22 protein-coding genes and 1 pseudogene are annotated in these 22,743 nt (G+C 63.5%); 10 read left to right on the top strand and 13 right to left on the bottom strand.

Features of this window, described 5'->3' with window-relative positions; all coding sequences use genetic code 11:
- Positions 1-87: 87 nt before the first annotated feature.
- The 3 genes from BMW49_RS11995 to BMW49_RS11985 all read right to left on the bottom strand — a co-directional run bounded on the left by BMW49_RS11995 (position 88) and on the right by BMW49_RS11985 (position 2,370).
- On the bottom strand, positions 88-402 hold the full coding sequence (locus BMW49_RS11995) for an amidase (protein WP_069520123.1): 315 nt from the start codon (positions 400-402) through the stop codon (positions 88-90).
- Positions 399-1,511 carry a serine hydrolase domain-containing protein gene (locus BMW49_RS11990; protein ID WP_069520124.1) on the bottom strand — a complete coding sequence of 371 codons (1,113 nt, stop codon included), beginning with the start codon at positions 1,509-1,511 and terminating at the stop codon, positions 399-401. The genes BMW49_RS11995 and BMW49_RS11990 overlap by 4 nt, the downstream gene beginning before the upstream one ends.
- Before the next feature lie 73 nt (positions 1,512-1,584).
- Positions 1,585-2,370, bottom strand: coding sequence for an oxygen-binding di-iron domain-containing protein (locus BMW49_RS11985; RefSeq protein WP_069520125.1), 786 nt, complete (start codon positions 2,368-2,370; stop codon positions 1,585-1,587).
- 275 nt (positions 2,371-2,645) lie between these two features.
- On the opposite strand from BMW49_RS11985, the gene olsB reads away from it, so the two are divergent.
- Both olsB and BMW49_RS11975 read left to right on the top strand, forming a co-directional pair.
- The gene (olsB, locus tag BMW49_RS11980; protein ID WP_069520126.1) at positions 2,646-3,389 is read left to right on the top strand and encodes an L-ornithine N(alpha)-acyltransferase; all 744 of its coding nucleotides are present in this window, start codon (positions 2,646-2,648) and stop codon (positions 3,387-3,389) included.
- Positions 3,390-3,462: 73 nt separating this feature from the next.
- On the top strand, positions 3,463-4,254 hold the full coding sequence (locus tag BMW49_RS11975) for a lysophospholipid acyltransferase family protein (protein ID WP_069520127.1): 792 nt from the start codon (positions 3,463-3,465) through the stop codon (positions 4,252-4,254).
- On the opposite strand, the gene BMW49_RS11970 is transcribed toward BMW49_RS11975, so the two are convergent.
- Positions 4,251-4,826 (bottom strand): acyl carrier protein phosphodiesterase, encoded by a 576-nt coding sequence (locus tag BMW49_RS11970; protein ID WP_069520128.1) that lies wholly within the window; start codon positions 4,824-4,826, stop codon positions 4,251-4,253. The genes BMW49_RS11975 and BMW49_RS11970 overlap by 4 nt on opposite strands.
- A 431-nt stretch (positions 4,827-5,257) precedes the next feature.
- On the opposite strand from BMW49_RS11970, the gene BMW49_RS11965 reads away from it, so the two are divergent.
- Together BMW49_RS11965 and BMW49_RS11960 are read left to right on the top strand one after the other, a co-directional pair.
- Entirely contained in the window at positions 5,258-5,560 is a 303-nt protein-coding gene (locus BMW49_RS11965) for an ArsR/SmtB family transcription factor (protein WP_069520129.1), read from the top strand.
- A 142-nt stretch (positions 5,561-5,702) separates the two neighbouring features.
- Positions 5,703-6,752 carry an alkene reductase gene (locus BMW49_RS11960; RefSeq protein ID WP_069520130.1) on the top strand — a complete coding sequence of 350 codons (1,050 nt, stop codon included), beginning with the start codon at positions 5,703-5,705 and terminating at the stop codon, positions 6,750-6,752.
- 227 nt (positions 6,753-6,979) lie between these two features.
- Here the strand turns inward: BMW49_RS11960 and BMW49_RS11955 are convergent, their stop codons facing one another.
- Positions 6,980-7,831, bottom strand: coding sequence for an ATPase (locus BMW49_RS11955; protein WP_069522649.1), 852 nt, complete (start codon positions 7,829-7,831; stop codon positions 6,980-6,982).
- A gap of 307 nt (positions 7,832-8,138) precedes the next feature.
- Here BMW49_RS11955 and BMW49_RS11950 point away from each other — a divergent pair, with 307 nt between their 5' ends.
- Positions 8,139-8,453, top strand: a complete 315-nt coding sequence (locus BMW49_RS11950) for a hypothetical protein (protein WP_069522648.1) — start codon at positions 8,139-8,141, stop codon at positions 8,451-8,453.
- 269 nt (positions 8,454-8,722) lie between these two features.
- Here the strand turns inward: BMW49_RS11950 and BMW49_RS11945 are convergent, their stop codons facing one another.
- The 3 genes and pseudogenes from BMW49_RS11945 to BMW49_RS11935 all read right to left on the bottom strand — a co-directional run bounded on the left by BMW49_RS11945 (position 8,723) and on the right by BMW49_RS11935 (position 10,871).
- On the bottom strand, positions 8,723-9,337 hold the full coding sequence (locus BMW49_RS11945; protein ID WP_139133834.1) for a Rossmann-fold NAD(P)-binding domain-containing protein: 615 nt from the start codon (positions 9,335-9,337) through the stop codon (positions 8,723-8,725).
- A gap of 209 nt (positions 9,338-9,546) precedes the next feature.
- Positions 9,547-9,969 (bottom strand): annotated as a pseudogene (locus tag BMW49_RS11940) (NAD-dependent epimerase/dehydratase family protein); the annotation flags it as partial.
- On the bottom strand, positions 9,966-10,871 hold the full coding sequence (locus tag BMW49_RS11935) for a LysR family transcriptional regulator ArgP (protein ID WP_069519983.1): 906 nt from the start codon (positions 10,869-10,871) through the stop codon (positions 9,966-9,968). The gene BMW49_RS11935 and the pseudogene BMW49_RS11940, both read right to left, overlap by 4 nt.
- A gap of 189 nt (positions 10,872-11,060) precedes the next feature.
- On the opposite strand from BMW49_RS11935, the gene BMW49_RS11930 reads away from it, so the two are divergent.
- The 3 genes from BMW49_RS11930 to BMW49_RS11920 all read left to right on the top strand — a co-directional run bounded on the left by BMW49_RS11930 (position 11,061) and on the right by BMW49_RS11920 (position 15,006).
- Positions 11,061-11,675: a LysE/ArgO family amino acid transporter gene (locus BMW49_RS11930; protein WP_069519982.1), complete on the top strand. Its 615-nt coding sequence runs from the start codon at positions 11,061-11,063 to the stop codon at positions 11,673-11,675.
- A gap of 372 nt (positions 11,676-12,047) precedes the next feature.
- Entirely contained in the window at positions 12,048-12,629 is a 582-nt protein-coding gene (gene sodB / locus BMW49_RS11925; protein ID WP_069519981.1) for a superoxide dismutase [Fe], read from the top strand.
- 313 nt (positions 12,630-12,942) lie between these two features.
- The gene (locus tag BMW49_RS11920; RefSeq protein WP_069519980.1) at positions 12,943-15,006 is read left to right on the top strand and encodes a putative bifunctional diguanylate cyclase/phosphodiesterase; all 2,064 of its coding nucleotides are present in this window, start codon (positions 12,943-12,945) and stop codon (positions 15,004-15,006) included.
- A 217-nt stretch (positions 15,007-15,223) separates the two neighbouring features.
- On the opposite strand, the gene BMW49_RS11915 is transcribed toward BMW49_RS11920, so the two are convergent.
- Positions 15,224-16,120: a GIDE domain-containing protein gene (locus BMW49_RS11915; protein WP_069519979.1), complete on the bottom strand. Its 897-nt coding sequence runs from the start codon at positions 16,118-16,120 to the stop codon at positions 15,224-15,226.
- A 3-nt stretch (positions 16,121-16,123) separates the two neighbouring features.
- On the bottom strand, positions 16,124-16,696 hold the full coding sequence (locus BMW49_RS11910) for a LemA family protein (protein WP_069519978.1): 573 nt from the start codon (positions 16,694-16,696) through the stop codon (positions 16,124-16,126).
- A 222-nt stretch (positions 16,697-16,918) separates the two neighbouring features.
- Between BMW49_RS11910 and BMW49_RS11905 the strand changes: the two genes are divergently transcribed.
- The gene (locus tag BMW49_RS11905; protein WP_069519977.1) at positions 16,919-18,256 is read left to right on the top strand and encodes an imelysin family protein; all 1,338 of its coding nucleotides are present in this window, start codon (positions 16,919-16,921) and stop codon (positions 18,254-18,256) included.
- Between the two features lie 217 nt (positions 18,257-18,473).
- On the opposite strand, the gene BMW49_RS11900 is transcribed toward BMW49_RS11905, so the two are convergent.
- From BMW49_RS11900 to BMW49_RS11890, 3 genes are read right to left on the bottom strand one after another with little or no spacing between them, the layout of a single operon-like run.
- On the bottom strand, positions 18,474-19,283 hold the full coding sequence (locus BMW49_RS11900) for a PAS domain-containing protein (protein WP_083251789.1): 810 nt from the start codon (positions 19,281-19,283) through the stop codon (positions 18,474-18,476).
- Positions 19,280-19,945: a two-component system response regulator NarL gene (narL, locus tag BMW49_RS11895; RefSeq protein WP_069519976.1), complete on the bottom strand. Its 666-nt coding sequence runs from the start codon at positions 19,943-19,945 to the stop codon at positions 19,280-19,282. Before narL ends, BMW49_RS11900 begins: the two co-directional genes overlap by 4 nt.
- Positions 19,942-21,045 (bottom strand): sensor histidine kinase, encoded by a 1,104-nt coding sequence (locus BMW49_RS11890; RefSeq protein WP_069519975.1) that lies wholly within the window; start codon positions 21,043-21,045, stop codon positions 19,942-19,944. The genes narL and BMW49_RS11890 overlap by 4 nt, the downstream gene beginning before the upstream one ends.
- Positions 21,046-21,325: 280 nt before the next feature.
- Between BMW49_RS11890 and BMW49_RS11885 the strand changes: the two genes are divergently transcribed.
- Entirely contained in the window at positions 21,326-22,696 is a 1,371-nt protein-coding gene (locus BMW49_RS11885; RefSeq protein WP_069519974.1) for an NAD(P)-binding domain-containing protein, read from the top strand.
- The last annotated feature ends 47 nt before the right edge of the window (positions 22,697-22,743 follow it).

Below are 22,743 nucleotides of genomic sequence, written 5' to 3'. Positions count from 1 at the left end.
GCTCCGCGCACGACCGCATGACCGCAGCCAGGCGGGGTAATTGAAACAACGACAGGGAGCGCGAACATGAAACCTCGGTCAGGACAATCAGGGCAGCAACTGGCAACCCTGGCGCTGGCCCAGCCATTGCGCCTGGGCGCTGCGGCCAAGGGCACGAGCGGTCACGCGTTTGAGCGATGCATCGTCGTGCAGTTCACTCAGGGGCAGATACTGGGTCACATAGCCGGCGCAATAGGCGGCCGGCTGCGCAGTCACATAGCGGCAGGAGCAATACTCCTTGGCACTGTAGGCGCCCAGGATACCGGGGAAGGCCTGCAAATGAACCCGCTGCTGCCAAGCCAGCACACCCAGTAATACCAGCGCCAGCAAAACCAGGCTGCGCAAGGGTCGACGTCGAATCATGGCTGCACCTCACGGACGGCGGCGCGCACCAGGCGCAACAGGGTGTTGGCGTCGAACTGACCATCGCGGTCATCGGCGTAGCGCACGATCACCAGGTTGTCTTCCGGCACTATGTACAGCCCCTGGCCCCAGTGGCCGAGCGCCGCATAGGTCGCAGGCGTCGCATCCGGCCAGGCGGTGGCCGCGCCATCCGCGCCCTGGTTGAGCCACCAGTGCCCGCCGGGTACAGGCTCGGCGCCCTTCGCGCTCGCCTGGTAGTTGGCGAACGGCGTGCGGTTAAAAGCAATCCACGCAGGTGGGATCAGTTGTCGCTCCTGCCAGCGCCCATTGCGCTGCATCAGCAGGCCAACCCGCGCCAGATCGCGGGCGCTCAGGTAGGCATAGGACGAGGCGATAAAGGTGCCGGCGGCATCGCGCTCCCAGACCGCACTGCTGACGCCAATCGGCTCGAACAGTGCCGTCCAGGGATAGTCGGCATAGGCGGCGTCACCGACCATACCGCGCAGGGCCGCAGCCAGTACGTTGCTGTCGCCGCTGGAGTAGCGAAAGCGCGCGCCAGGCGCCGCGTCGGCGTCGTGGCTGGCGGTAAAGGCCGCCATGTCCGCACGGCCACGGGTGTAGAGCATGGCCACCACCGAGGAGCGTAGCGGCGCGTATTCGTAACCTTCCTGCCAGGCCAGGCCCGAGGCCCAGTTGAGCAAGTGGCCGACCTTGATCTGCGGGTGCGCAGTAAACGGCGGGTAGTAACGGGCCACGGGCGCATCGAGCTGAAAGCGCCCCTCGCCATAGGCCACGCCCAGCACAGTCGCCAGCAGGCTTTTGCTGATCGACCAGCTCAGGTGGGCGCTGCTCGCCGTGGTCGGCGCCGCATAGCGCTCGTAGACAATCTGACCGTCACGGATCACCAGCAGCGCATCAGTACGCACACCCTGACGCGTAGCGTCATCACGGGGCGGGAAAGCATAGGTTTCCAGCGTGGCCAGGGCTTCGCCGCTCAATGCAGGGCCAGGCGTCCAGTCCGGCACCGGCCAGGTTTCGGCCAGCAGGGCAGGAGCAGGCGCCAGCAGCGCCCATGTCAGCAGGCAATGACGTAATAAAGCTCGGGACATCACGGATTCTCGGTCGCACCGCGAGTGCGGCAAGAGAACCTAGCACGCCGTTGATGACACCAAAAGTAGTGCCTCAGCGTGGTACGCGGTAATCCTCCGGGCCCATCAGGTCGAGGCCGCATTCGAGCTGTTCAATCCACTGGAGAAAGGCATCGATCATCGCCTGCCCGACAAAAGGCCGCCCGTGTTGCGGCACGATCATGGCCACGTCCAGCTCACGCACCATACCTGCCCACAACCGGCAGACCTTGTTGCTGGCCATGTAGCGCCGATGGAAACCTTCCATGTGCGGCACGTGGGCGGCAAAGGACTGCACCGGGCTGGCGTCGTCGACCAGCGAGGCACCCATGTCGCCGGAAAACAGAATCTTGCTCACCGGGTCGTACAGCTGAAAGTTACCCACCGAATGGAGAAAGTGCGCCGGCAGCGCCTTGAGCGTGCATTGGCCCAGAGCAAAGGACTGGCCGCGGTCTGGCAGGGCGATGATCCGGTCGTAGGTGGAAATGCCATGGTTGATGGCCAGGTAATTGGCGGTCAGGTGTGGCAAGAAGCGCGCCCAGAGTTTGGAGCAGATCACCCGCGCGCGGGTGTGCAGCAGCCACTTGTCCAGCGAGGCGATGATGTCCGGGTCCTGGTGCGAGGCGAAAATGTAGGTCAGGTCCTGCACCGACATGAACCTGGACAGGCCCAGCGACAGCGGCGTGTAGGTGAGATTGCCCCCCGGATCGAGCAGCAGCGACTGCTCATGATCGGTGATCAGAAACTGGTTGGACTGCACGCCCTCGCCGCTGACCAGATCATCGAACATCAGGCATTGGTGGCTGCCGTTATCGAACAGCACGATGGGCTCGCGGCGCATGGAAACCTCATAGATGGAACGCGAGGCAACCTTAGTGCGACGCCCGGCAGCGCGTACTGATATGGATCAAGCCTGGGCGACAATCTGCCGCGCCTGCTAACGGCGCCTGCTCCCGCAGGAGCCAGTAATCAGACAAGGTTCATACAGCCAGGCTACACCGTCACATAAGCATCAAAAAAGCGTCACGGGGGTGACACGGCGGCCACCTAGCCTGAGATTGCCCAACCGCAGTCATCGGTTGCAAGGCCCAGTCGCCAGACCATGGAGAATAAGGCATGACCCAGATCGCAGCCCCCCGCACGCGTCACCTGCAAGCCGAACGCCTGAATGGTGCCCACGCCCTGCGTGAAGCTCAGGCATTGCGCTACCGCGTTTTCAGTAGCGAATTCGCGGCCGAGATGCAGGGCGCCGAGTTGGGCCTGGACATGGATGCCTACGACCCCCATTGCCAGCACATCGGGGTACGCGACCTGAACACCGGTGCGCTGGTCGCCACCACCCGCCTGCTCGACCACCGCGCAGCCGCAGGCCTGGGCAGCTATTACAGTGAAGAAGAATTCAGCCTGCATGGCCTGCCCGAGCTTGAAGGCCCGGTACTGGAAATCGGCCGCACCTGTGTCGACGCGGCCTACCGCAACGGCGCGACCATCGCCGTGCTGTGGAGCGAGCTGGCCGAGGTGCTCAACGAAGGCGGCTATCGCTACCTGATGGGCTGCGCGAGCATCTCCATGCAGGACGGCGGTATCCAGGCCCAGGCGATCATGCAGCGCCTGCGCGAACGCTACCTGTGTACCGAGCACGTGCGCGCCGAACCGCGCCACCCGCTGCCCGCGCTGGATGTGCCGAGCAACGTGATCGCCGAAATGCCGCCACTGCTCAAGGCCTACATGCGCCTGGGCGCCAAGATCTGCGGCGAGCCGTGCTGGGACCGCGATTTCCAGGTCGCCGACGTGTTCATCCTGCTCAAACGCGATGAGCTCTGCCCGCGCTACGCTCGTCACTTCAAAGCCGCCGTGTGACCCACGGCTTGCACCGCTGGGGGCAGCCTAGGGACAATGCCGACCACTTGGCCGGCAGCCCCTGGGGAAATCGATGAGCACACTGCGTCTTGTTCTGCGCCTGCTGCACCTGTTTGCGGTCATTGCCCTGGGCGCCCTGCTCGCGGCACTGATCAGCCTGGGCGAGCGCCTGGCGCGCCACGACCTGCTGGCGCTGCGTCAGCGCATCAGTCGTTGGTACCTGGCGCGTCTGGCGGGTGTGCTGCCGTTTCGCGTGCACCTGCGGGGCGAGCGCCCGCAAGCGGCCATGCTCTGGGTCAGCAACCACGTGTCCTGGACCGACATCCCCTTGCTCGGGCTGATAGCCCCGCTGTCTTTCCTGTCCAAGGCCGAGGTGCGTGACTGGCCCCTGGCCGGCTGGCTGGCGCACAAGGCCGGCACCCTGTTTATCCGCCGTGGCGCCGGTGACAGCAGCGCCCTCAACGCCCAGCTCGGCGAACGTCTACAGGCCGGCCATTCGCCGCTGCTGTTCCCCGAGGCCACCACCACCGACGGGCGCGCAGTGCGCACCTTCCATGGCCGGCTGCTGAGCAGTGCCATCGACAACCAGGTCGCCGTGCAGCCGGTGGCGATCCGCTATCGGCGCAACGGCGAGCGCGATGATGTGGCACCCTTTATCGGCGACGACAGCATGGGCGCTCACTTGCTGCGCCTGCTGGCCTGTGAGGTCAGCGACGTTGAAATCACCCTACTGCCACCGATTGCCAGCCATGGCCTGAACCGCAACGAGCTGGCCCGGCGTGCCCAGGCAGTGATCAGTACCGTGGTGCTGGAGGCCGAGGTCGTGGCCGAAGTCGCCGAGGAAGAGGAAGGCGCAGCGGCCTAAGCGCGCTCCGTCGCGACGAACGCCTGCAGCTGCGGATAAAAGGCATGGAAGTCGTCCAGCAGCGGCTGGTACAGCGCCTCCAGCTCGGCCATGGCGCCGTCCAGCCCCTCGGGACGCGATAGGCGCCGCTGCAACCCTGCCACCACCTGTTCGAGCACCGCAAAATCACGATAACTGCCCAGCCAATCCTGCGCTGCCATACGTGGCGCGATCAGTGCCAGGCGCTCGGGTAGCGTCGGAGTCGCCGCCAGTACCTGGTAGACCCGCGCGGTGAACTGCCCCAGCGGTTCGGCGGCATACGCCGGCCAGTGACAGGCCAGACAGTGGTCGAAGAACACATCCAGCAGCATCCCGGCATAGCGCCGTCGCTCACGCGGGAAGCGCGCTCGCGATGCAGCCTGCAGCGGGTGGCTGTCGGTGAAGGCATCGATGCGCCGATGCAAGCGGATAGCCGCCTCGATATCGGCCGGCCAGCGCCCATCCAGCGGGCCTTTGACGAAATCGCCATACAGGCTGCCAAGCAACTGGGCCGGCGCATCGCCGCCCAGGTGAAGGTGTGCAAGGTAGTTCATGGCAGCCACTCTGGGTCTGTTGAAGTGGGCGACTAACCTTTATTCGCGACAGCAACAGCATCGCGAATAAATTCGCTCTCATCAAACAACTTTTATGTCATTGATTTTATGGGTTATTACGCTATACGTGGGAGGGGCTTTAGCCGCGAAATCTTCGCGGCTAAAGCCCCTCCCACAACAGCGAGCCCCGCGCGCATCCAGTTTGCTTCGCGACAGCGCGGCGTCTGGACGACGGGGCCTCATTACACCACAGCCATGCCAGCCTCCTACGCCATCGGCATGGATTGACAACGCGGTCACGCCGAAGCTTCAAAAGCCCCGATGCCATCACGCCGATCAATGAGCACTATCGTCACGAACGATCTGTATATCGGCACATAGCGATATAAAGTTCGCCCCACTCCGATATGCCAAGGTTTCAAAGGATTTTCATGCCGCCCGACTTCGACGATGTCATCAAGGCCCTCGCTCACCCGGTGCGTCGCGACATCCTGCATTGGCTGAAAGACCCAGAGGCTTATTTTGCCGAGCAGGATCATCCACTGGAGATCGGTGTATGCGCCGGCAAGATCGTCCAGCGTACTGGCCTGTCGCAATCGACGGTCTCGGCGCACCTGGCCACGTTGCAGCGCGCCGGGGTGATCAGCAGCCGCAAAGTCGGCCAGTGGCACTTCTTCAAGCGCGACGAAGCGGCCCTTCAGGCTTTTATCCAACAGCTTGGTCAAACCTTGTAACGGCCGACTTAGGGGCCGCAGCCTGCCCTGGCACTGATTGCCACGCTGCCGACATTTAACCCCCGCCGCACGCAGGCTGAACCTGTACCGGCGACTTCTGACTAACCTCAGGCACCGCCTGAATGACCCACCTGGAGACGATATGACGACTCTTTTCGACCCGATCACCATTGGCGAGCTGGAGCTGAAAAACCGCATCATCATGGCGCCACTGACCCGCTGCCGCGCCGATGCCGGCCGTGTGCCCAACGCGCTGATGGCCGAGTACTACGTACAACGCGCCTCCGCCGGGCTGATCATCAGCGAGGCTACCTCTGTCACGCCGATGGGCGTGGGCTACCCCGACACCCCCGGCATCTGGTCCGACGACCAGGTCCGTGGCTGGCACGGCATCACCCAGGCGGTGCATGCCAACGGCGGCAAGATCGTCCTGCAGCTGTGGCACGTCGGCCGCATTTCCGACCCCAGCTACCTCGACGGTGAACTGCCGGTCGCACCGAGCGCTATCGCCGCCAAGGGCCACGTCAGCCTGATCCGCCCGCTGAAGGACTACGTGACTCCGCGCGCCCTGGAAACCGAAGAGATTGCCGAGATCGTCGAGGCCTATCGCCAAGGTGCCGAAAACGCCAAGGCCGCCGGCTTCGACGGGGTAGAAATTCACGGCGCCAACGGCTACCTGCTCGACCAGTTCCTGCAGGACAGCACCAACCAGCGCACCGACCAATACGGCGGCTCCCTGGAGAACCGTGCGCGCCTGATGCTGGAAGTGACCGACGCCGTGCTCTCGGTGTGGCCAGCCGGCCGGGTCGGCATGCACCTGGCACCGCGCGCCGACGCCCACGACATGGGTGACAGCCAGCGTGCCGAGACCTTCACCTACGTGGTTCGCGAGCTGGGCAAGCGTGGCATCGCCTTTATCTGCGCCCGCGAGAAAGAAGCCGACGACAGCCTGTCGCCTAGCCTCAAGCAAGCCTTCGGCGGCGTATTCATCGCCAACGAGCGCTTCACCAAGGCCCAGGCCAACGACTGGCTGGCCAGCGGCAAAGCTGACGCCGTGGCCTTCGGTATTCCGTTTATCGCCAACCCTGATCTGCCGGCGCGCCTGCAGCAGGATGCCCCGTTGAACGAACCGCACCCGGAAACTTTCTACGGCGCAGGCCCGGTCGGCTATATCGACTACCCGCGTCTGTAATTCGCGGCGCCGACGTAACGCAGTGACGCCGTGTTACGTTCAAGTGCGGGGCCGCTGCATCCCGTAGGGTGCGCCGTGCGCACCAACGCTGGTTGCAATTGCTTGGTGCGCGCAGCGCACCCTACTGCCAAGTAGTGCCCCTTGGTACATAGCCATTAAAAAACCGCCGCTACGGTCGAAGCATGCTTCGTTCGTAGCGGCGGTTTTTTGCGTTGCGGCGCCGCGGCTTAACGCATGGCGTCGATCTGCTGCTGCAGGTTCTGCACCTGGGCCTGCAGGGTGCTGATATTACGGCTCATCTGCGCGCGGAAGGCATCGAACTCGGCGGTATTGCTGCTGGCTGCCGGGCGGGTTTCCAGGTCGCCCTTGAGTACCAGCAAGTCCTGCTCGATCCGGCTGATGGCCTGGTTCGGGTTGCCGATCTTCTTCAGTGCGTCCACCTCACCGCTCAGACGTTTAAGCTGCGCTTCCAGCTCACCCACACCCCCTTGTGCGGCCTTTAAGGTGGCCAATTCGCTCTTCAGCGCGGCTTGTTCGGTGCCCAGGGTCTTGAGCGGTGCCGCGAACTTGTCGGCTTCGCCCTGCTGCGCCTTGAGATCCGTGGTCAGCTGTTCCAGACGACCGTCCTGGCTACGCTGCTGGGTAATTGCAGCCTGCTGTTGCTTGGTCAGCTCGGCAACCTTGGTTTCCAGTTGGCGCACCTGCAGACGCAGCGCTTCACTGCCGCTGGTTACCGTCGACTCGGTGGCCACCACCTTGCCGGATATATCCTGGATACGCCCGGCGGCTTCCTCGCTGATACGCGCGAAGCTTTCCTGAGTCGCTACCAGTTGCTGCTCCATCAGATTGATCTGCTGGAAGCTCCACCAACCCAGCCCGCCGAGGGCGATCATCAAAGCCCCCACCAGCGCCCACAGCGCACCGGTGCTGGCGCCACGGCTGCTGGCTGGCGGTGTCGCACGGCCATAAGTCGGGGCCCGTGCCGGCTCGGCGCGCTCGACCTCGTAGCTGTCGCGGTCGCGCGCATCGGTGGTCAGGCTGGGCACATCATCGAGTTCATCGTGAGCATCGTTACGCATGGGAAAAACCTTCAGAAAAACGCCGGTCAGAAAGGCGGCCAGTATAGCGGTTCACGCCGCGAGCTTTTAGTCCCGCGCTATCACAGTGCAATCGCACCTGTGCAGGGCGCGCGCCACGCCTGGGACCGGCTACAAGCCGCGTAGTTTCAAGGGATGTGAACTGGTATGCACTTTGCACTTGCCTGAATACGACGTTCACGTGTGCACAGGAGCCATGCACCCCGTCGTGTACCGCGGGCTAGAGCTTGTGGTGCGCTATAGGCACGCCGGAGCGCGGCCATCAGCCAATGCGATAACGGGGGCAATAATGGAACTCAACAAGGCCGTACTCGATTGCATGAAAGCGCTACGCCGCCAACTGCGCGATGAGCAGGCACTGGATATTCGCCTGAGCCAGCCCGACGCAATCAACGCCATGCTCAGCGCCTGCCTGAGCTCCGATAATGACGACACCCGCCAGCTTGGCATGCGCCTGGCGCAATTGAGCGAAACCCCCTTCTCCTTCGAGCCCGCCGCACCTACTCCGCGCATGCAGGCCGGGCACCCGCTGCTGGTGGAGCCGGCCCCCGCCCATCACACAGGCTCAGTGCGCATCTACCGCGGCCAGCGGGTCTATGCCTAATGCTAGGGTCTGTTCCCGTTTCGTTCGCGGCCGCGCCGGAGCCAGTTTTAGCGCGAGGCAAGGCACGAGATGCGAAGTTTAGTGAGCTAAATGAGCCATCGAGAAACGCTGCATCGCGCTAAAACTGGCCCGGCCCTGCGGGTTGCGCGCAAAATCTCGCCATGCGGTGTTGGAGGACTTGGCAAGGGAACAACCATTACCTTCGTCCTCCGCCTAGCCTGGCGAGATTTTTCGCAGCAACGCGGCTTGCGACGAAACGGGAACAGACCCTAGGCCCGCCACCACTGGCAAAACTCATCCAGTGCCGTCCATAGGCTGACCTGCGGATCGTAGTTCAGGTACTGCCGCGCTAGGCCAATGTCCAGGCTGAAATCCTTGGCCATTACCGCCACGCCCAGACGGAACAGGGTCGGCTCGGGTTGGCCGGGGAGTAACCGGCAGGTCCACTCGTTGAGCGTAGCGGCGGCGTATGCCACGCCGTAGGGCAAGTGGCGAGTCACCGGCGGCAGCGCCAACTGACGCAATACATAATTGACTGCATCCCACAGGGGCACAGGCACACCATTGCTGATGTTGTACACCCGCCCAAGGGCCTCATCGCCGGCCAGCAGACTGCTGAACAAGGCGTCGTTGAGGTTCTGCATACTGGTGAAGTCGACCCGGTTAAGGCCATTGCCGATGATCGACAGCCGGCCTTTGCGCTGCATCGCGATCAGTCGCGGAAAAATGCTGGTATCACCTGCGCCAGTGACGAAGCGCGGGCGCAGAGCAATCACTTCCAGCCCCTCGGCCTGGGCCTCGAACACCCGTTGCTCGGCGAGGTATTTAGGGTCTGTTGCCGTTTCGCTCGCGGCCGCGCCGGAGCTCGTTTTAGCGCGAGGCAAGGCACGAGATGCGAAGTTTAGCCGGCTAAATGAGCCATCGAGAAACGCAGCATCGCGCTAAAACGGGCCCGGCCCTTCGGGTTGCGTGCAAAATCTCGCCATGCGTTGTTGGAGGACTTGGCAAGGGAACACCATTCCCTGCGTCCTCCGCCTAGCCTGGCGAGATTTTGCGCGGCAACGCGGCTCGCGACGAAACGGCAACAGACCCTACTCTTGCCGTAGTGATCGGAGAAGCGCTGCGGCACCTGGTTTTCCGTCAGCCCCTGATGCGCGCGCCCGTCGAAATACACCGACGGCGAGGAGAGCTGCACCAGGCGTCGCACGCCCTGGCTCAGGCACGCCGCGATGACATTTTCAGTCACGCTGACGTTAGCCTGGTGGAAATGCGCATACGGCCCCCAGACGCCCACTGCTCCGGCGCAGTGCACCACAGCATCCACGCCCTGGCACAGGCGCCGCACGCACTCGATGTCGCTCAGATCGCCCTGAATAAACTCCGCGCCACGCTCGACCAGAGCCTCCACCGCTTCGGCCCGCCGCCCGTTGATACGCACCGTGAGACCCTGCTCCAGGGCAAAGCGGGCGAAACGCCCGCCAATAAATCCGCTTGCCCCGGTCACCAGAATTTTCATGACTTGTCCTCGTTTGGTGCGATCAGACACTTGCGGCTTGCGCGGACCAGATGATCAGTCAACTGCCCGAGCAATTCGCCCCCATTGCGCCAGTGGTGCCAATACAGCGGCACATCGATCGGTCGCTGCGCCAGCAGCTCCACCAACCGTCCTGCCGCCATAGCCTCCTGCACCTGCAACTCCGGCACCAGCCCCCAGCCCAGCCCGGCCTCAGCCAGACGCACGAAACCTTCGGACGAGGGGCACAAATGATGGATAAAACTGCCTTCGACGCCCAGCAGCGCCATATAGCGATGCTGCAGTTGGTCATCAGGACCGTAGACGATGGCCGGGGCACGGGCCAAGGTATCGGCGCGCACACCGTCGGCAAAGTGTCGAGCAATGAACGCTGGACTGGCTAGCGCCCGGTAACGCATGGCACCGAGGGCCAGGCTGCGCGCGCCGGCTACTGGACGGTCGCTGGCGCAGACACAGGCGGCCACCTCGCCGGCACGCATGCGTTTGAGACCGACTTCCTGATCTTCTACAACCAGGTCCAGCACCACCCGATGGTGCGCGCAAAACGCCTCGACCGCCTGTGCCCACCAGGTCGCCAGGCTGTCGGCATTCAGGGCGATACGCAGAGGTTCAGGCAGGCCGTCCTCATCAAGCGCCGGCACCTGGCCTTGCAGGTCTCGCTCCAGCAGGCGTACCTGCTGCACATGGTTAAGCAGCCGCCGGCCGACGTCGGTCGGTGTCGGCGGCATTGCGCGCACGAGCACAGGCTGACCAATGCGCGATTCAAGCAATTTGATGCGCTGGGACACCGCCGACTGGGACAGGCCCAGCACCTGCGCCGCCCGCTCGAAGCCAGCCTGTTCCACCACCGCAGCCAAAGCGGCCAGCAGCTTATAGTCGAACAAATCGATTTTCCTTATGAGGGTCAACCATTATTGATTTTTCTTATACAACAATGGGCAGCAGACTGGCCAGCATCACCGACTTATGGAGCCACCATGAAAGCAATAACCGAGCTATTCAATGACGATCAGCAAACCCTTGCGCTCGCCCCCCCTGGCGGTCGGGCAAAGTACCAAGGCGAGGACTAAGCCATGTGGCAGAGCTACAGCAATGGCCTCCTGATTGCCGCCGGACTGATCATCGCCCTCGGCGCGCAGAATGCGTTCGTCCTGGCGCAAGGCCTACGCCGCGAACATCACCTGCCGGCCGCTGCGCTGTGCATTCTGTGCGATGCATTACTGGTTTGTGCCGGCGTGTTCGGCCTGGCCAGCGTATTGCTGCACAGCCCATTGCTGCTCGCGGCAGCACGCTGGGGCGGTATGGCCTTTCTCACCTACTACGGTTTACTGGCCTTGCACCGTGCCTGGCGGCCGCAGGGCGCTCTGCAACAGAACAGCGCCGCCGCGCCGCGCTCACGCAAGGCGGTACTCCTCGCCACCCTGGCCGTTACTCTGCTTAACCCTCATGTCTACCTCGACACGGTCCTGCTGATTGGCTCCCTCGGCGCCAACCAGAGCGTTCCGGCGGCCTATGCCCTGGGTGCAGCCAGCGCTTCGCTGATCTGGTTTCTCAGTCTGGCACTCGGCGCCGCACGCCTGGCGCCCTGGCTGGCACGCCCGGCCACCTGGCGGCTGATCGATCTGGGTGTGGCAGCCATGATGCTGAGTCTGGCCTGGCAACTGTTCAGGAACGCGCCAACAGGTTGAACCCTGGGCGCCGCTCGGCCTCCGATGCAATGCCCCAAGGGTCTGTTGACGTTTCGTTCGCGGCTGCGAACGAAACCCTGGCAGCGGCTTTCCCACACAGTTGCCGCGTGGTTATGACGCAGGGCCGGTGCTATGATCCGGGGCCTACGGTACAAGGAGCAGCAAGCTCCCGCCGTTTTGCAGGCTGTCTGAAAACGTACCGCGGTACGGCTACAGGCACTGCCGGAATACCCCCGTTGCTCGATGAACGACGGTCGGTCTATCGGCTTATGTGGCTGTCACCTGTCGCGCCTGTTTCCACACCGTCTGATTGTCTGGCCGCCCGTGATCGGCCTTGCGACCACCGCAACTGACCTGATTAGGAGATAAACCATGGCTTTCGAATTGCCGCCACTGCCGTACGCTCATGATGCACTGCAGCCGCACATCTCCAAGGAAACCCTGGAGTACCACCACGACAAGCACCACAACACCTACGTCGTGAACCTGAACAACCTGGTACCTGGTACCGAGTTTGAAGGCAAAACCCTGGAAGAGATCGTCAAGACCTCCTCTGGTGGCATCTTCAACAACGCGGCCCAGGTCTGGAACCACACCTTCTACTGGAACTGCCTGGCACCGAACGCTGGTGGCGAGCCGACTGGCGCCCTGGCTGAGGCGATCAACACCGCCTTCGGTTCCTTCGACAAGTTCAAGGAAGAGTTCAGCAAAGTGTCCATCGGTACCTTCGGTTCCGGCTGGGGCTGGCTGGTGAAGAAGGCTGACGGCTCCCTGGCCCTGGCCAGCACCATCGGTGCCGGCTGCCCGCTGACCAGCGGCGATACCCCGCTGCTGACCTGCGACGTATGGGAGCACGCTTACTACATCGACTACCGCAACGTTCGTCCGAAGTACGTCGAAGCGTTCTGGAACCTGGTCAACTGGGACTTCGTGGCGAAAAACTTCGCCGCCTAAGCCCCAATGAAAAAAAACGCCGCGATGCCTCTTGGTTCGCGGCGTTTTTTTATGCTCGGCAATAACCCACTCGGCGCCATTGACGACACCTCGTATCGCCTTTTGATGTCGGCTTAGTCCACAGGTGATATTCAAGTCCTCCGCTCTTGCTCCGATACAGCTATCAGGCGGTAGAATCCTGCAACAGCAACATGCCATGGACACTCAACGGCAGCCCAGGCAACGTGGCGAGATAATGGCCCTTTGACTGCAACCGTGAGTTTGCCAATACTCAGCACGTCGACGCATTTGGCAACGCACAAGGAATCGCCATTTGAAGCTGGAACTCAAGAACAGCCTGTCACTCAAGTTGCTGCGCGTCGTGCTGCTGTCAGCATTCGTGGTCGGTGTCGTACTCAGCTGTGCGCAGATCGTGTTCGACGTCTACAAGACCCGCCAAGCGGTGGCCAACGATGCCCATCGCATCCTGGGCATGTTCCGCGACCCCTCCACCCAGGCGGTCTACAGCCTGGACCGGGAAATGGGCATGCAGGTCATCGAAGGCCTGTTCCAGCACGAGTCGGTACGCTTCGCCTCCATTGGCCATCCCAACGAACCCATGCTGGCGGAAAAATCCCGTGAGGCGGTGCTTCTGCCAACCCGCTGGCTCACCGACCCAATCCTCGGCAAAGAACAGAGCTTCACCACGCGCCTGGTCGGCCGCGGCCCCTACAGCGAGTACTACGGCGACCTGAACATCACCCTCGATACGGCGCAGTACGGTGAAAGCTTCATCATCAACTCGGTGATCATCTTCATCTCCGGCGTGCTGCGCGCCTTGGCCATGGGCCTGGTGCTGTACCTGGTCTACCACTGGCTGCTGACCAAACCGCTGTCGAAAATCATCGAACACCTGACCAACATCAACCCCGACCGGCCCAGCGAAAACAAGCTGCCCATGCTCAAGGGCCACGAGAAGAACGAGCTCGGCCTGTGGATCAATACCGCCAATGAGCTGCTGTCCTCGATCGAGCGCAATACCCAGCTAAGACGCGAGGCCGAGAACAGCCTGCTGCGCATGGCCCAGTATGACTTCCTTACCGGCCTGCCCAATCGCCAGCAACTGCAGCAACAACTCGACCAGATCCTCGATGATGCCGGGCGCCTGCAGCGCCGCGTGGCGGTGCTCTGCGTGGGGCTGGATGACTTCAAGGGGATCAACGAGCAGTTCAGCTACCAGACCGGCGACCAGTTGCTACTGGCGCTGTCCGACCGCCTGCGCAGCCACAGCGGCAGGCTCGGCGCTCTGGCGCGCCTGGGCGGCGATCAGTTCGCCCTGGTCCAGGCCGATATCGAACAGCCCTACGAAGCGGCAGAACTGGCCCAGGCGGTCCTTGACGACCTGGAAGTACCATTTATTCTCGACCACCAGGAAGTGCGCCTGCGCGCCACCATCGGCATCACCCTGTTCCCCGAGGACGGCGACAGCACCGAAAAGCTGCTGCAGAAAGCCGAACAGACCATGACCCTGGCCAAGAGCCGTTCACGCAACCGCTACCAGTTCTATATCGCCAGCGTGGACAGTGAAATGCGTCGCCGCCGCGAGCTGGAAAAGGACCTGCGCGAGGCCCTGCCGCAAGAGCAGTTCCACCTGGTCTATCAGCCGCAGATCAGCTACCGCGATCACCGCGTAGTCGGCGTCGAAGCGCTATTGCGCTGGCAGCATCCGCAACATGGGCTGGTGCCGCCAGACCTGTTCATTCCACTGGCCGAACAGAACGGCACCATCATCGCGATTGGCGAATGGATTCTCGATCAGGCCTGCCGCCAATTGCGCGAATGGCATGATCAGGGCTTCGCTGACCTGCGCATGGCGATCAACCTGTCCACCGTACAACTGCACCACGCGGAACTGCCGAGGGTGGTCAATAACCTGATGCAGGTGTATCGCCTGCCGCCGCGCAGCCTGGAGCTGGAAGTCACCGAAACCGGCCTGATGGAAGACATCACCACCGCAGCCCAGCACCTGCTCAGCCTGCGCCGCTCCGGCGCGCTGATCGCGATCGACGACTTCGGTACCGGTTACTCGTCACTCAGCTACCTGAAGAGCCTGCCGCTGGACAAGATCAAGATCGACAAGAGCTTCGTGCAGGATCTGCTCGACGACGAAGATGACGCGACCATCGTGCGTGCGATCATTCAGCTGGGTAAGAGCCTGGGCATGCAGGTCATCGCCGAAGGGGTGGAAACCGCCGAGCAGGAGGCCTACATCATCGCCCAGGGCTGTCACGAGGGGCAGGGCTACTTCTACAGCAAACCCTTGCCAGCCCGCGAGCTGACCCTGTACCTCAAGCAGGCCCGGCGTATCGGCGCCTCGGCCAACCCCGCCACCCTGTAGCCGCGCCTCTGTCCCAGTACGGTGTTGCGTGGCGAGGATGCTTTTCGTGGGAGCTGCGCCCCGCGGCGAATGCCATGGGCAACGCCGAGGTAACTGAATGGCTGCAATCGCTTCGTCCCGAGGCGGGGCTCCTACACCTGGTTTCATGCCGGTGCTGCGCTATGGCCCTATTGGGACATAGCCTTAGCCGCGCCCGCCATGCGGCGGCGCGAGCGCATCAAAAACCCTTGATCCCCAGTAACCAGGCGTAAGCCACAGCGCCTGCCAGGCATAGCACGAAGCCCGCAGCAGCCTGCCAGTAAAAGCGTCGCGCCAGCTCATCCTCACCGGCACACGACAGCACGAAAGGCTGTGACTCCCGTGGTTTGCTCAGTTGGTGACGCGCAGGTTGCGCGCTCTGCGCCCGATGCCGGTCTTCGGCTTCCAGGCGGGCGGCCAGGCGTACCCGCGCCCACTCCCGCTCATCAAGCTGACCATCGCTGTTCTGGTCGAAGCGCTGCAGCAAACCATCGAAGTTGCCCTTCCACTCGCTCACCACCGTGCGCTGGGCGGCGTCCAGGTCCAACCCCTGGCGTCCGCCACCACTGCTGCGAAACTCACCGATGGCGTACAGCGGCTGCCCGCTGTGCAGGCGCTCTTCGGTGTAGCGGTATTCACGGCCCAGGCCCAGCGCTGCGAAAAAACCGGTCTTCGCCAACCCGCGCGGATGGCGTTGATGGCCCTGCCAAACCACCCGTGTAGCTGGGCGCACCAGCGCGCCGCGCGGGTCGATCAGGCACTGGCCAGTGTGATCATCGAGCAGCAGCCAGGCTTCGCTGGTGCCGCGCTCCACCACCCGCCAGCTGCGGCTCTTGCCACTGCCCTGGTATTCCTCGATGCGGTAGCGCCACCACTGGCAAGGCGTGCCGGTCAGGGGCGCGACTATTACCGTCTCGGGGATTTCCTGCAGCACACCATAGAACTCGGCATAGCCCTGGGCCGCAGAGCGGATCTTCGAGGTCGGCGTATCGAGCAGATGACGAGCCTGCACCAGGCGGCGCAGCGCCCACCAGCCACTGGCGACGCTGAGTACAGCACTGGCAGCCAGGCCAAATGTCAGGCCTTCAAGTCCCATGGCTCAGTTAAACAGCGAGGCCAGGTTGACGTCGGCCTTCTCTGCCTCACTGAACTCCAGCAGTGCTGCGGGCTTGAAGGCGAAAGCCCGGGCGAGCAACACATCGGGGAACTGCTCGATGCGCACGTTGTTCAGGTTCACCGCCTCGTTGTACAGCTCACGGCGATCGGCAATGCCGTTTTCCAGGCCGCTGATGCGCTGCTGCAGGTGCTGGAAACTGTCATTGGCCTTGAGCTCCGGGTAGTTCTCCGCCAGGGCGAACAACTGACCAAGGCCGGCACGCAGGCCGCTTTCAGCGCGCCCTACAGCGCTGACGTCGCCCTGCTCGCGGGCGCTGGAGACTGCCTGGCGCGCCGCAACGACCCGTTCCAGGGTGGTACGTTCGTGCTGCATGTACTGCTTGCAGGTTTCCACCAGCTTCGGCAATTCCTCATGCCGCTGGCGCAGCAGCACGTCGATATTCGCCCAGGCCTTGCTCACCCCATGTTTGAGGCGAACCAGGCCGTTGTAGAGCACCACGGCATAACCGGCGAGCAGAATAAGGACCACGAGAACAACGACACTGGCAAGGCTCATGCGCAAAGCTCCACAAATAGGGCAGCAGGTAAGTCAGTTGATTCTAGCGGCATCCAGCACTGTCCAGGCAGGCCTGGCGCACGCTTTTGCTTGCGTGCTCAAGCCATGAACATTCAATGCGTTGCACAGACCCTTTGCGCAAAATGCAAATCTTTCGCATTATGTTGCAGTTTTCCGTACGCAGTTGCGTGCGCACACCTCCACACCGCAAAGGAACTCGTCATGATTCGTATGCCCCTGGCCTCCGCCAGTCTGCTGGCCATCGCCATCTCCCTCGCCGGTTGCGGCGACGACAAGGCCCCTGCGCCGCAGGCCGCCGCGCCAGCCGCCAGCAGCGAAAGCGCACCGGTCGCCACCAGCGGCACGCTTGACGAGGCCGCTGCCAAAGCCGTGGTCGCCCACTACGCCGAATTGGCCCTGGCCGTGTTCAGCGATGCCGCCACCACAGGCAAGGCGCTGCAAAGCGCAGTCGACGCCCTGCTCGCCAACCCCAGCGACGACACCCTCAAGGCCGCCCGTGACGCCTGGCTGGCGGCGCGCGTGCCTTACATGCAGACCGAAGTCTTCCGCTTCGGCAACGCCGTGGTCGACGACTGGGAAGGCCAGCTCAACGCCTGGCCACTGGATGAAGGCCTGATCGATTACGTCGCCACTGACTACCAGCACGCGCTGGGCAACCCGGGCGCCCAGGCCAACATCATCGCCAACACCGAGATCCAGGTCGGCGAAGACAAGCTCGACGTCACCACCATCACCCCGGAACTGCTGGCCAGCCTGAATGAGCTGGGCGGTTCGGAAGCCAACGTCGCCACCGGCTACCACGCCATCGAGTTCCTCCTCTGGGGCCAGGACCTGAACGGCACCAACCCGGGTGCGGGTGAGCGTCCGGCGAGCGACTTCGTCGTGGGTGAAGGCGCCACAGGTGGTCATAACGAACGCCGCCGTGCCTTCCTCAAGGCAGCTACCGACCTGCTGGTTGCCGACCTGGACGAGATGGTCGGCCAGTGGCAAGCCGGCGTTGCCGACAACTACCGCGCCACCCTGGAAAGCGAGTCGGCCGAGAACGGTCTGCGCAAAATGCTCTTCGGCATGGGCAGCCTGTCCCTCGGCGAACTGGCTGGCGAGCGCATGAAGGTCGCGCTGGAAGCCAACTCCACCGAAGACGAGCATGACTGCTTCAGCGACAACACCCACAACTCGCACTTCTACAACGGCAAGGGCATTCGCAACGTTTACCTGGGCGAGTACAAGAAAGTCGACGGCACCACTCTGACCGGCCCGAGCCTGTCCTCCCTGGTGGCCAAGGCCGATGCTGCGGCCGACACCACACTGAAGGCCGACCTGCAAGAAACCGAAGCCAAACTGCAGGCCCTGGTCGACAGCGCCGAGAAGAACAACGTGCACTTCGATCAACTGATCGCCGCCGATAACGCCGAAGGTCAGCAACTGGTGCGCGACGCCATCGGTGCCCTGGTCAAGCAGACCGGCGCCATCGAGCAAGCGGCCGGCAAGCTGGGCATCAGCGACCTCAACCCGGACACCGCCGATCACGAGTTCTGATCGACCGCAGTGTCAGCAAACGGCTCGCCCTTGTGGCGGGCCGTTTTTCGTTGTGCAGACCCCGAGAGCTTTATGGCGGGGAATTGAATCCGGGGCCTCTCCCGGGTGTCGCTTCGCTCGACCCAGGCTACGACTTATCTGAGCACTTGGTAGCCTGGGTGGAGCACCGCGATACCCGGGACAGCGTCACCAGGGTATGGGGCGTTCAGCTACGTGCTCAGAAGCCCGCCGGGTGGGCCAGCGCGACTGGCAGCCGCTCACGCTCTGCGCGCTCCATCACCACACCTTCCAGCCCGAGGACGTCGCCCCAGTCGGAGTAGATGCCGCGGCCGCGTTCGCTCACCCACTTTTCCCGGCCATCAGCGCACAGCAGGCGATAGTCGAAAGCGTACGGCTGCACAGCGCGCAGGCCCTCTTGCACGCTGCTCCAGACGGGTTCGCGATCCAGCGGATGAATCAGGCTATTGAAGGTCAGGTGCTGGCTGTCGATCAGTTGCTCGGGGGCGTAACCGGTCAGTTCCAGGCACCCGGCGCTGACATATTCCATGCTCCAGTGCCGGTTGTTGCGGCAGCGGTAGACCATCAGCGGCAGACCATCGAGCAGATTGTTCAGACTGCGGTGGCGGGCGTGCAGCCATTGGCGCTGCGGGACCTGGGCGCTGATATCCGCCAGGCTGGCAACATAGCCACCTGAGCGGCGCACGACCCGTGCCTCGACCCACAGTAGCTCACCGGCCCGGCTGAGGTAACGCAGGCTACCGACCCAGGGTGAGGGGCCTTGTTCGGTCAGGCTCTGCAACCCCAGTTGCCAAAGCGGGCGGTCCTCGATATGCAGAAATTCGCAATGATCACGCTGCAGGCAGTCAGTCGCCCGGTAGCCGCTAAGCACCTCCCAGCCCCGGTTACCCCGGCACATCCGTCCGCGCTCATCCAGATAAACCAATGCCATGGGCAGGTCATCGACATCGGCGGCGTCTGGCGCCAGCAGTCGGCCCAGGCCTGCACGGCTACGCTGCAGCCAGTTCATCGCCACTCCCCACGATCATCGGCCAAGCCGCTGCGATGTGCCCAGGCCGCCAGCTCCAAGCGCGAACGCAGATTGAGCTTGCCCAGCAGGTGTTTGACATAGATTTTCACCGTGCCGTCGCTGATGCCCAACTGACGGCCGATCAGCTTGTTGCTGAAGCCTTCGGCGATCAGCGCCAGGGTTTGCCGCTCACGCTCGGTGAGGCTGACCCGCAGAGAGTCGACGGGAGCATCGCGCTCGCGCAGGCTGCCGGCCAGCAGCGTCGACAGCGCGGGGTCGAGGCGCGCCTGGCCACTGGCACAAGCGACTACGGCGGCGAGCAGGTCTTCCGGCTCGCTGTCCTTGAGCAGGTAGCCATCGGCGCCGGCGCGCAGCGCGGCAAGCAGGTCATCGCGCGCCGCCGAGGCAGTCAGCACCATGACCCGGCACGCCGGCTGCTGACGTTTCAGCGCCGCCAGAGTGGCCAGGCCGTCAAGGCCCGGCATATGCAGGTCGAGCAGCACCATCTGCGGCTGCAGTTGCTCAGCCAGCTCGATGCCCTGGGCACCGCTGGACACGCTGCCGACCACCTGGAACGCTCCACTCGACTCAAACAGCTCGGCCAGCCCGCGCCGCAGCAGCGGGTGGTCGTCGATCAACAACAGGCTTACCGGTTCGTTCATGGCCGCCCCCAGTGCACGCGCACGCAAGTACCGCCGCCAGGTGCCGCCTGCAGGGTCAACTGTGCACCCATGGCTGCTGCACGCTCGCGCATGATGCCCAGGCCGAAATGCCCACCCTCGGGCAAGGGTTCCGGCAGGCCGACGCCGTCATCGCGCACCTCGACCGTTGCCCCGCCCGCCACTGGCCACAGGCGCACCCACACCTGCCGCGCATGGGAGTGACGTACCGCGTTGGCCAGCGCCTCGCGGACAATCTGCAACAGCTGCAGCTCGCCCTCCGCCGGCAGCCAGTTGGCGGGCAGGCGATTATCCAGGGTGAACACGCAACTGCTGCAGCGGGCAAATTCGTCCACCGAGGCCTCCAGGGCCTGGCGCAGGCTGCGTCCATCCATGCCCAGGCGAGAATTGCTGATCAGCTCACGTACCTGGCGATGCATGACCCGCACGCTCTCACGCAGGTCGTCGAGCATCGCCCCGGCAGCGGGATGCGGGTGTTCGACCAACAGCGCCTGCAGGCGGCTGCTGCGGATCTGCAGGTAGCCAAGCTGCTGCGCCACCGAGTCGTGCAGCTCACGCGCCAGTACCGCCCGCTCGGCGGCCAACTCGCTGCGGCGCAGCCGCCGGGACTCGCCGAACGCCTGCAGCACCTCGCTCAGCCGCCGGGTGATGTCTTGCATGCGCTCGCGCTGCCAGGGGCCGGGACGCTGGCTGAAATCCACCAGCAACCAGGCCGGCCGAGCGTCTTCCGGCGGCAAACCGCCGAGAGCCCGGTAGCGGCCCTGGTCGAGACAGCCGCGGCACAAGCGCACCGTCCCCGGCACCGTCGGCTCGCAGGCCGCCAAACCGCAGGGGCAGCCCTCAGCGCTCGGCGCACCCAGTTGCCGCCAGCCTGGCGCGCCTGCCACGGGTAGCAGCAAGTACAGCGCGTTGGCGTTCAGTGCATCGCGCAGGTGCGGCAGCAGATCCAGCAAGGGCGCATCGCTGCCCGCCTGCTGCAGCAGGCGCAGCGGTAATTCATCGAGCCCCTGCTGGTAGCCAGGCGTGGCATCGACTCGCCTGGGCTGCTCGTGCAACAGGGTGCGCAACAACGACTGAAACATCCTGCCTCCAGAAAGCAGCGATGGGTGTCAGCGGTGAGCAAATTCCATGCCCCAGGCGCAAAGCGTCAAACACACCATAAAGAAAGATAATTTCTTGCCAGGAAACTAATAACGCCCCAGTTGCTGCACCAGCATAAGGCCCTCATGCCTTGGCGCAGTGCATGCGACTACCTCCAAAGGGGTACCTCCTCGGGACGAATTGCAGGCTGCCGTACAGGCCGTATGGTGATTCGCAGAGAGAAACTTAAATTCCTGAAAATAATTCCACCAGGAGCGCCACATGACCCCTCGTATCGCCATCATCGGTGCCGGCCCCTGCGGCTTGGCTCAGCTTCGCGCCTTCCAGTCCGCCGCTGCCAAGGGCGCCGTCATGCCGCATCTGGTCTGCTACGAGAAGCAGGCCGACTGGGGTGGCATGTGGAACTACACCTGGCGCACCGGTCTGGATGAACACGGTGAGCCGGTGCACGGCAGCATGTACCGTTACCTCTGGTCGAACGGGCCGAAGGAATGCCTGGAGTTCGCCGACTACACCTTCGATGAGCACTTCGGCCGGCCCATGGGCTCCTACCCACCACGTGAGGTGCTGTGGGACTACATCCAGGGTCGCGTCGAGAAAGCCGGCGTGCGTCAGTACATCCAGTTCAATACCACCGTGCGCGGGGTGACCTTCGACGAAGCCAGTGGCACCTTCGCCGTCACCGTACACAGCTACGACCAGGACCTGACCCACACTGAGCAGTTCGACTACGTGGTGGTCGCCAGCGGTCACTTCTCCACGCCCAACGTGCCCTACTTCGAGGGTTTCGAGCGCTTCGCCGGGCGCGTACTGCATGCCCATGATTTTCGCGATGCCCTGGAATTCAAAGGCAAGGACGTGCTGATCGTCGGCGCCAGCTACTCGGCCGAGGACATCGGCTCGCAGTGCTACAAATACGGCGCGCGCTCGATCACCAGTTGCTACCGCAGCGCGCCCATGGGCTACAAATGGCCGGAAAACTGGGAAGAAAAACCGCTGCTCACGCACGTCCAAGGCAGCACCGCCTTCTTCGCCGACGGCAGCAGCAAGCCGGTCGACGCGATCATCCTGTGCACCGGCTACAAGCACCATTTCCCCTTCCTCAGCGAAGAGCTGCGCCTGAAGACCGGCAACCGCCTGTGGCCACTGAACCTCTACAAGGGCGTGTTCTGGGAGCCGAACCCCAAGCTGATCTACCTCGGCATGCAGGACCAGTGGTACAGCTTCAACATGTTCGACGCCCAGGCCTGGTATGCCCGTGACGTCATCCTCGGGCGCATCGTGCTGCCCGACGAAGCCGCCATGCACGGGGAAAACCAGGCCTGGCGCGAGGAAGAACTGGGCCTGAAGAACGCCCAGGAAATGTTCGAGTTCCAGGGCAAATACATCCAGACCCTGATCGACGCCACCGACTACCCGAGCTTCGACATTGCCGCGGTAAACCAGACCTTCCTTGAGTGGAAGCACGACAAGTACGACGACATCATGGGCTACCGCAACAAGTGCCACCGCTCGTTGATGACCGGCACCCTGGCAACCGCGCATCACACCCCCTGGCTGGAGGCACTGGACGACTCACTGGAGGCGTACCTGGCGGACGAGCCGCAGACGGCCATCAAGGCCGTGGGCTGACGGATATATCGGTGCGCGCAGCAGCCCGTAGGGTGCGCCGTGCGCAC

This window comes from Pseudomonas cuatrocienegasensis, from assembly GCF_900110925.1.
Taxonomy (GTDB): domain Bacteria; phylum Pseudomonadota; class Gammaproteobacteria; order Pseudomonadales; family Pseudomonadaceae; genus Aquipseudomonas; species Aquipseudomonas cuatrocienegasensis.
Note: the sequence above shows the minus strand (reverse complement) of the source record. Positions and strands in the feature narration are given on the sequence as shown.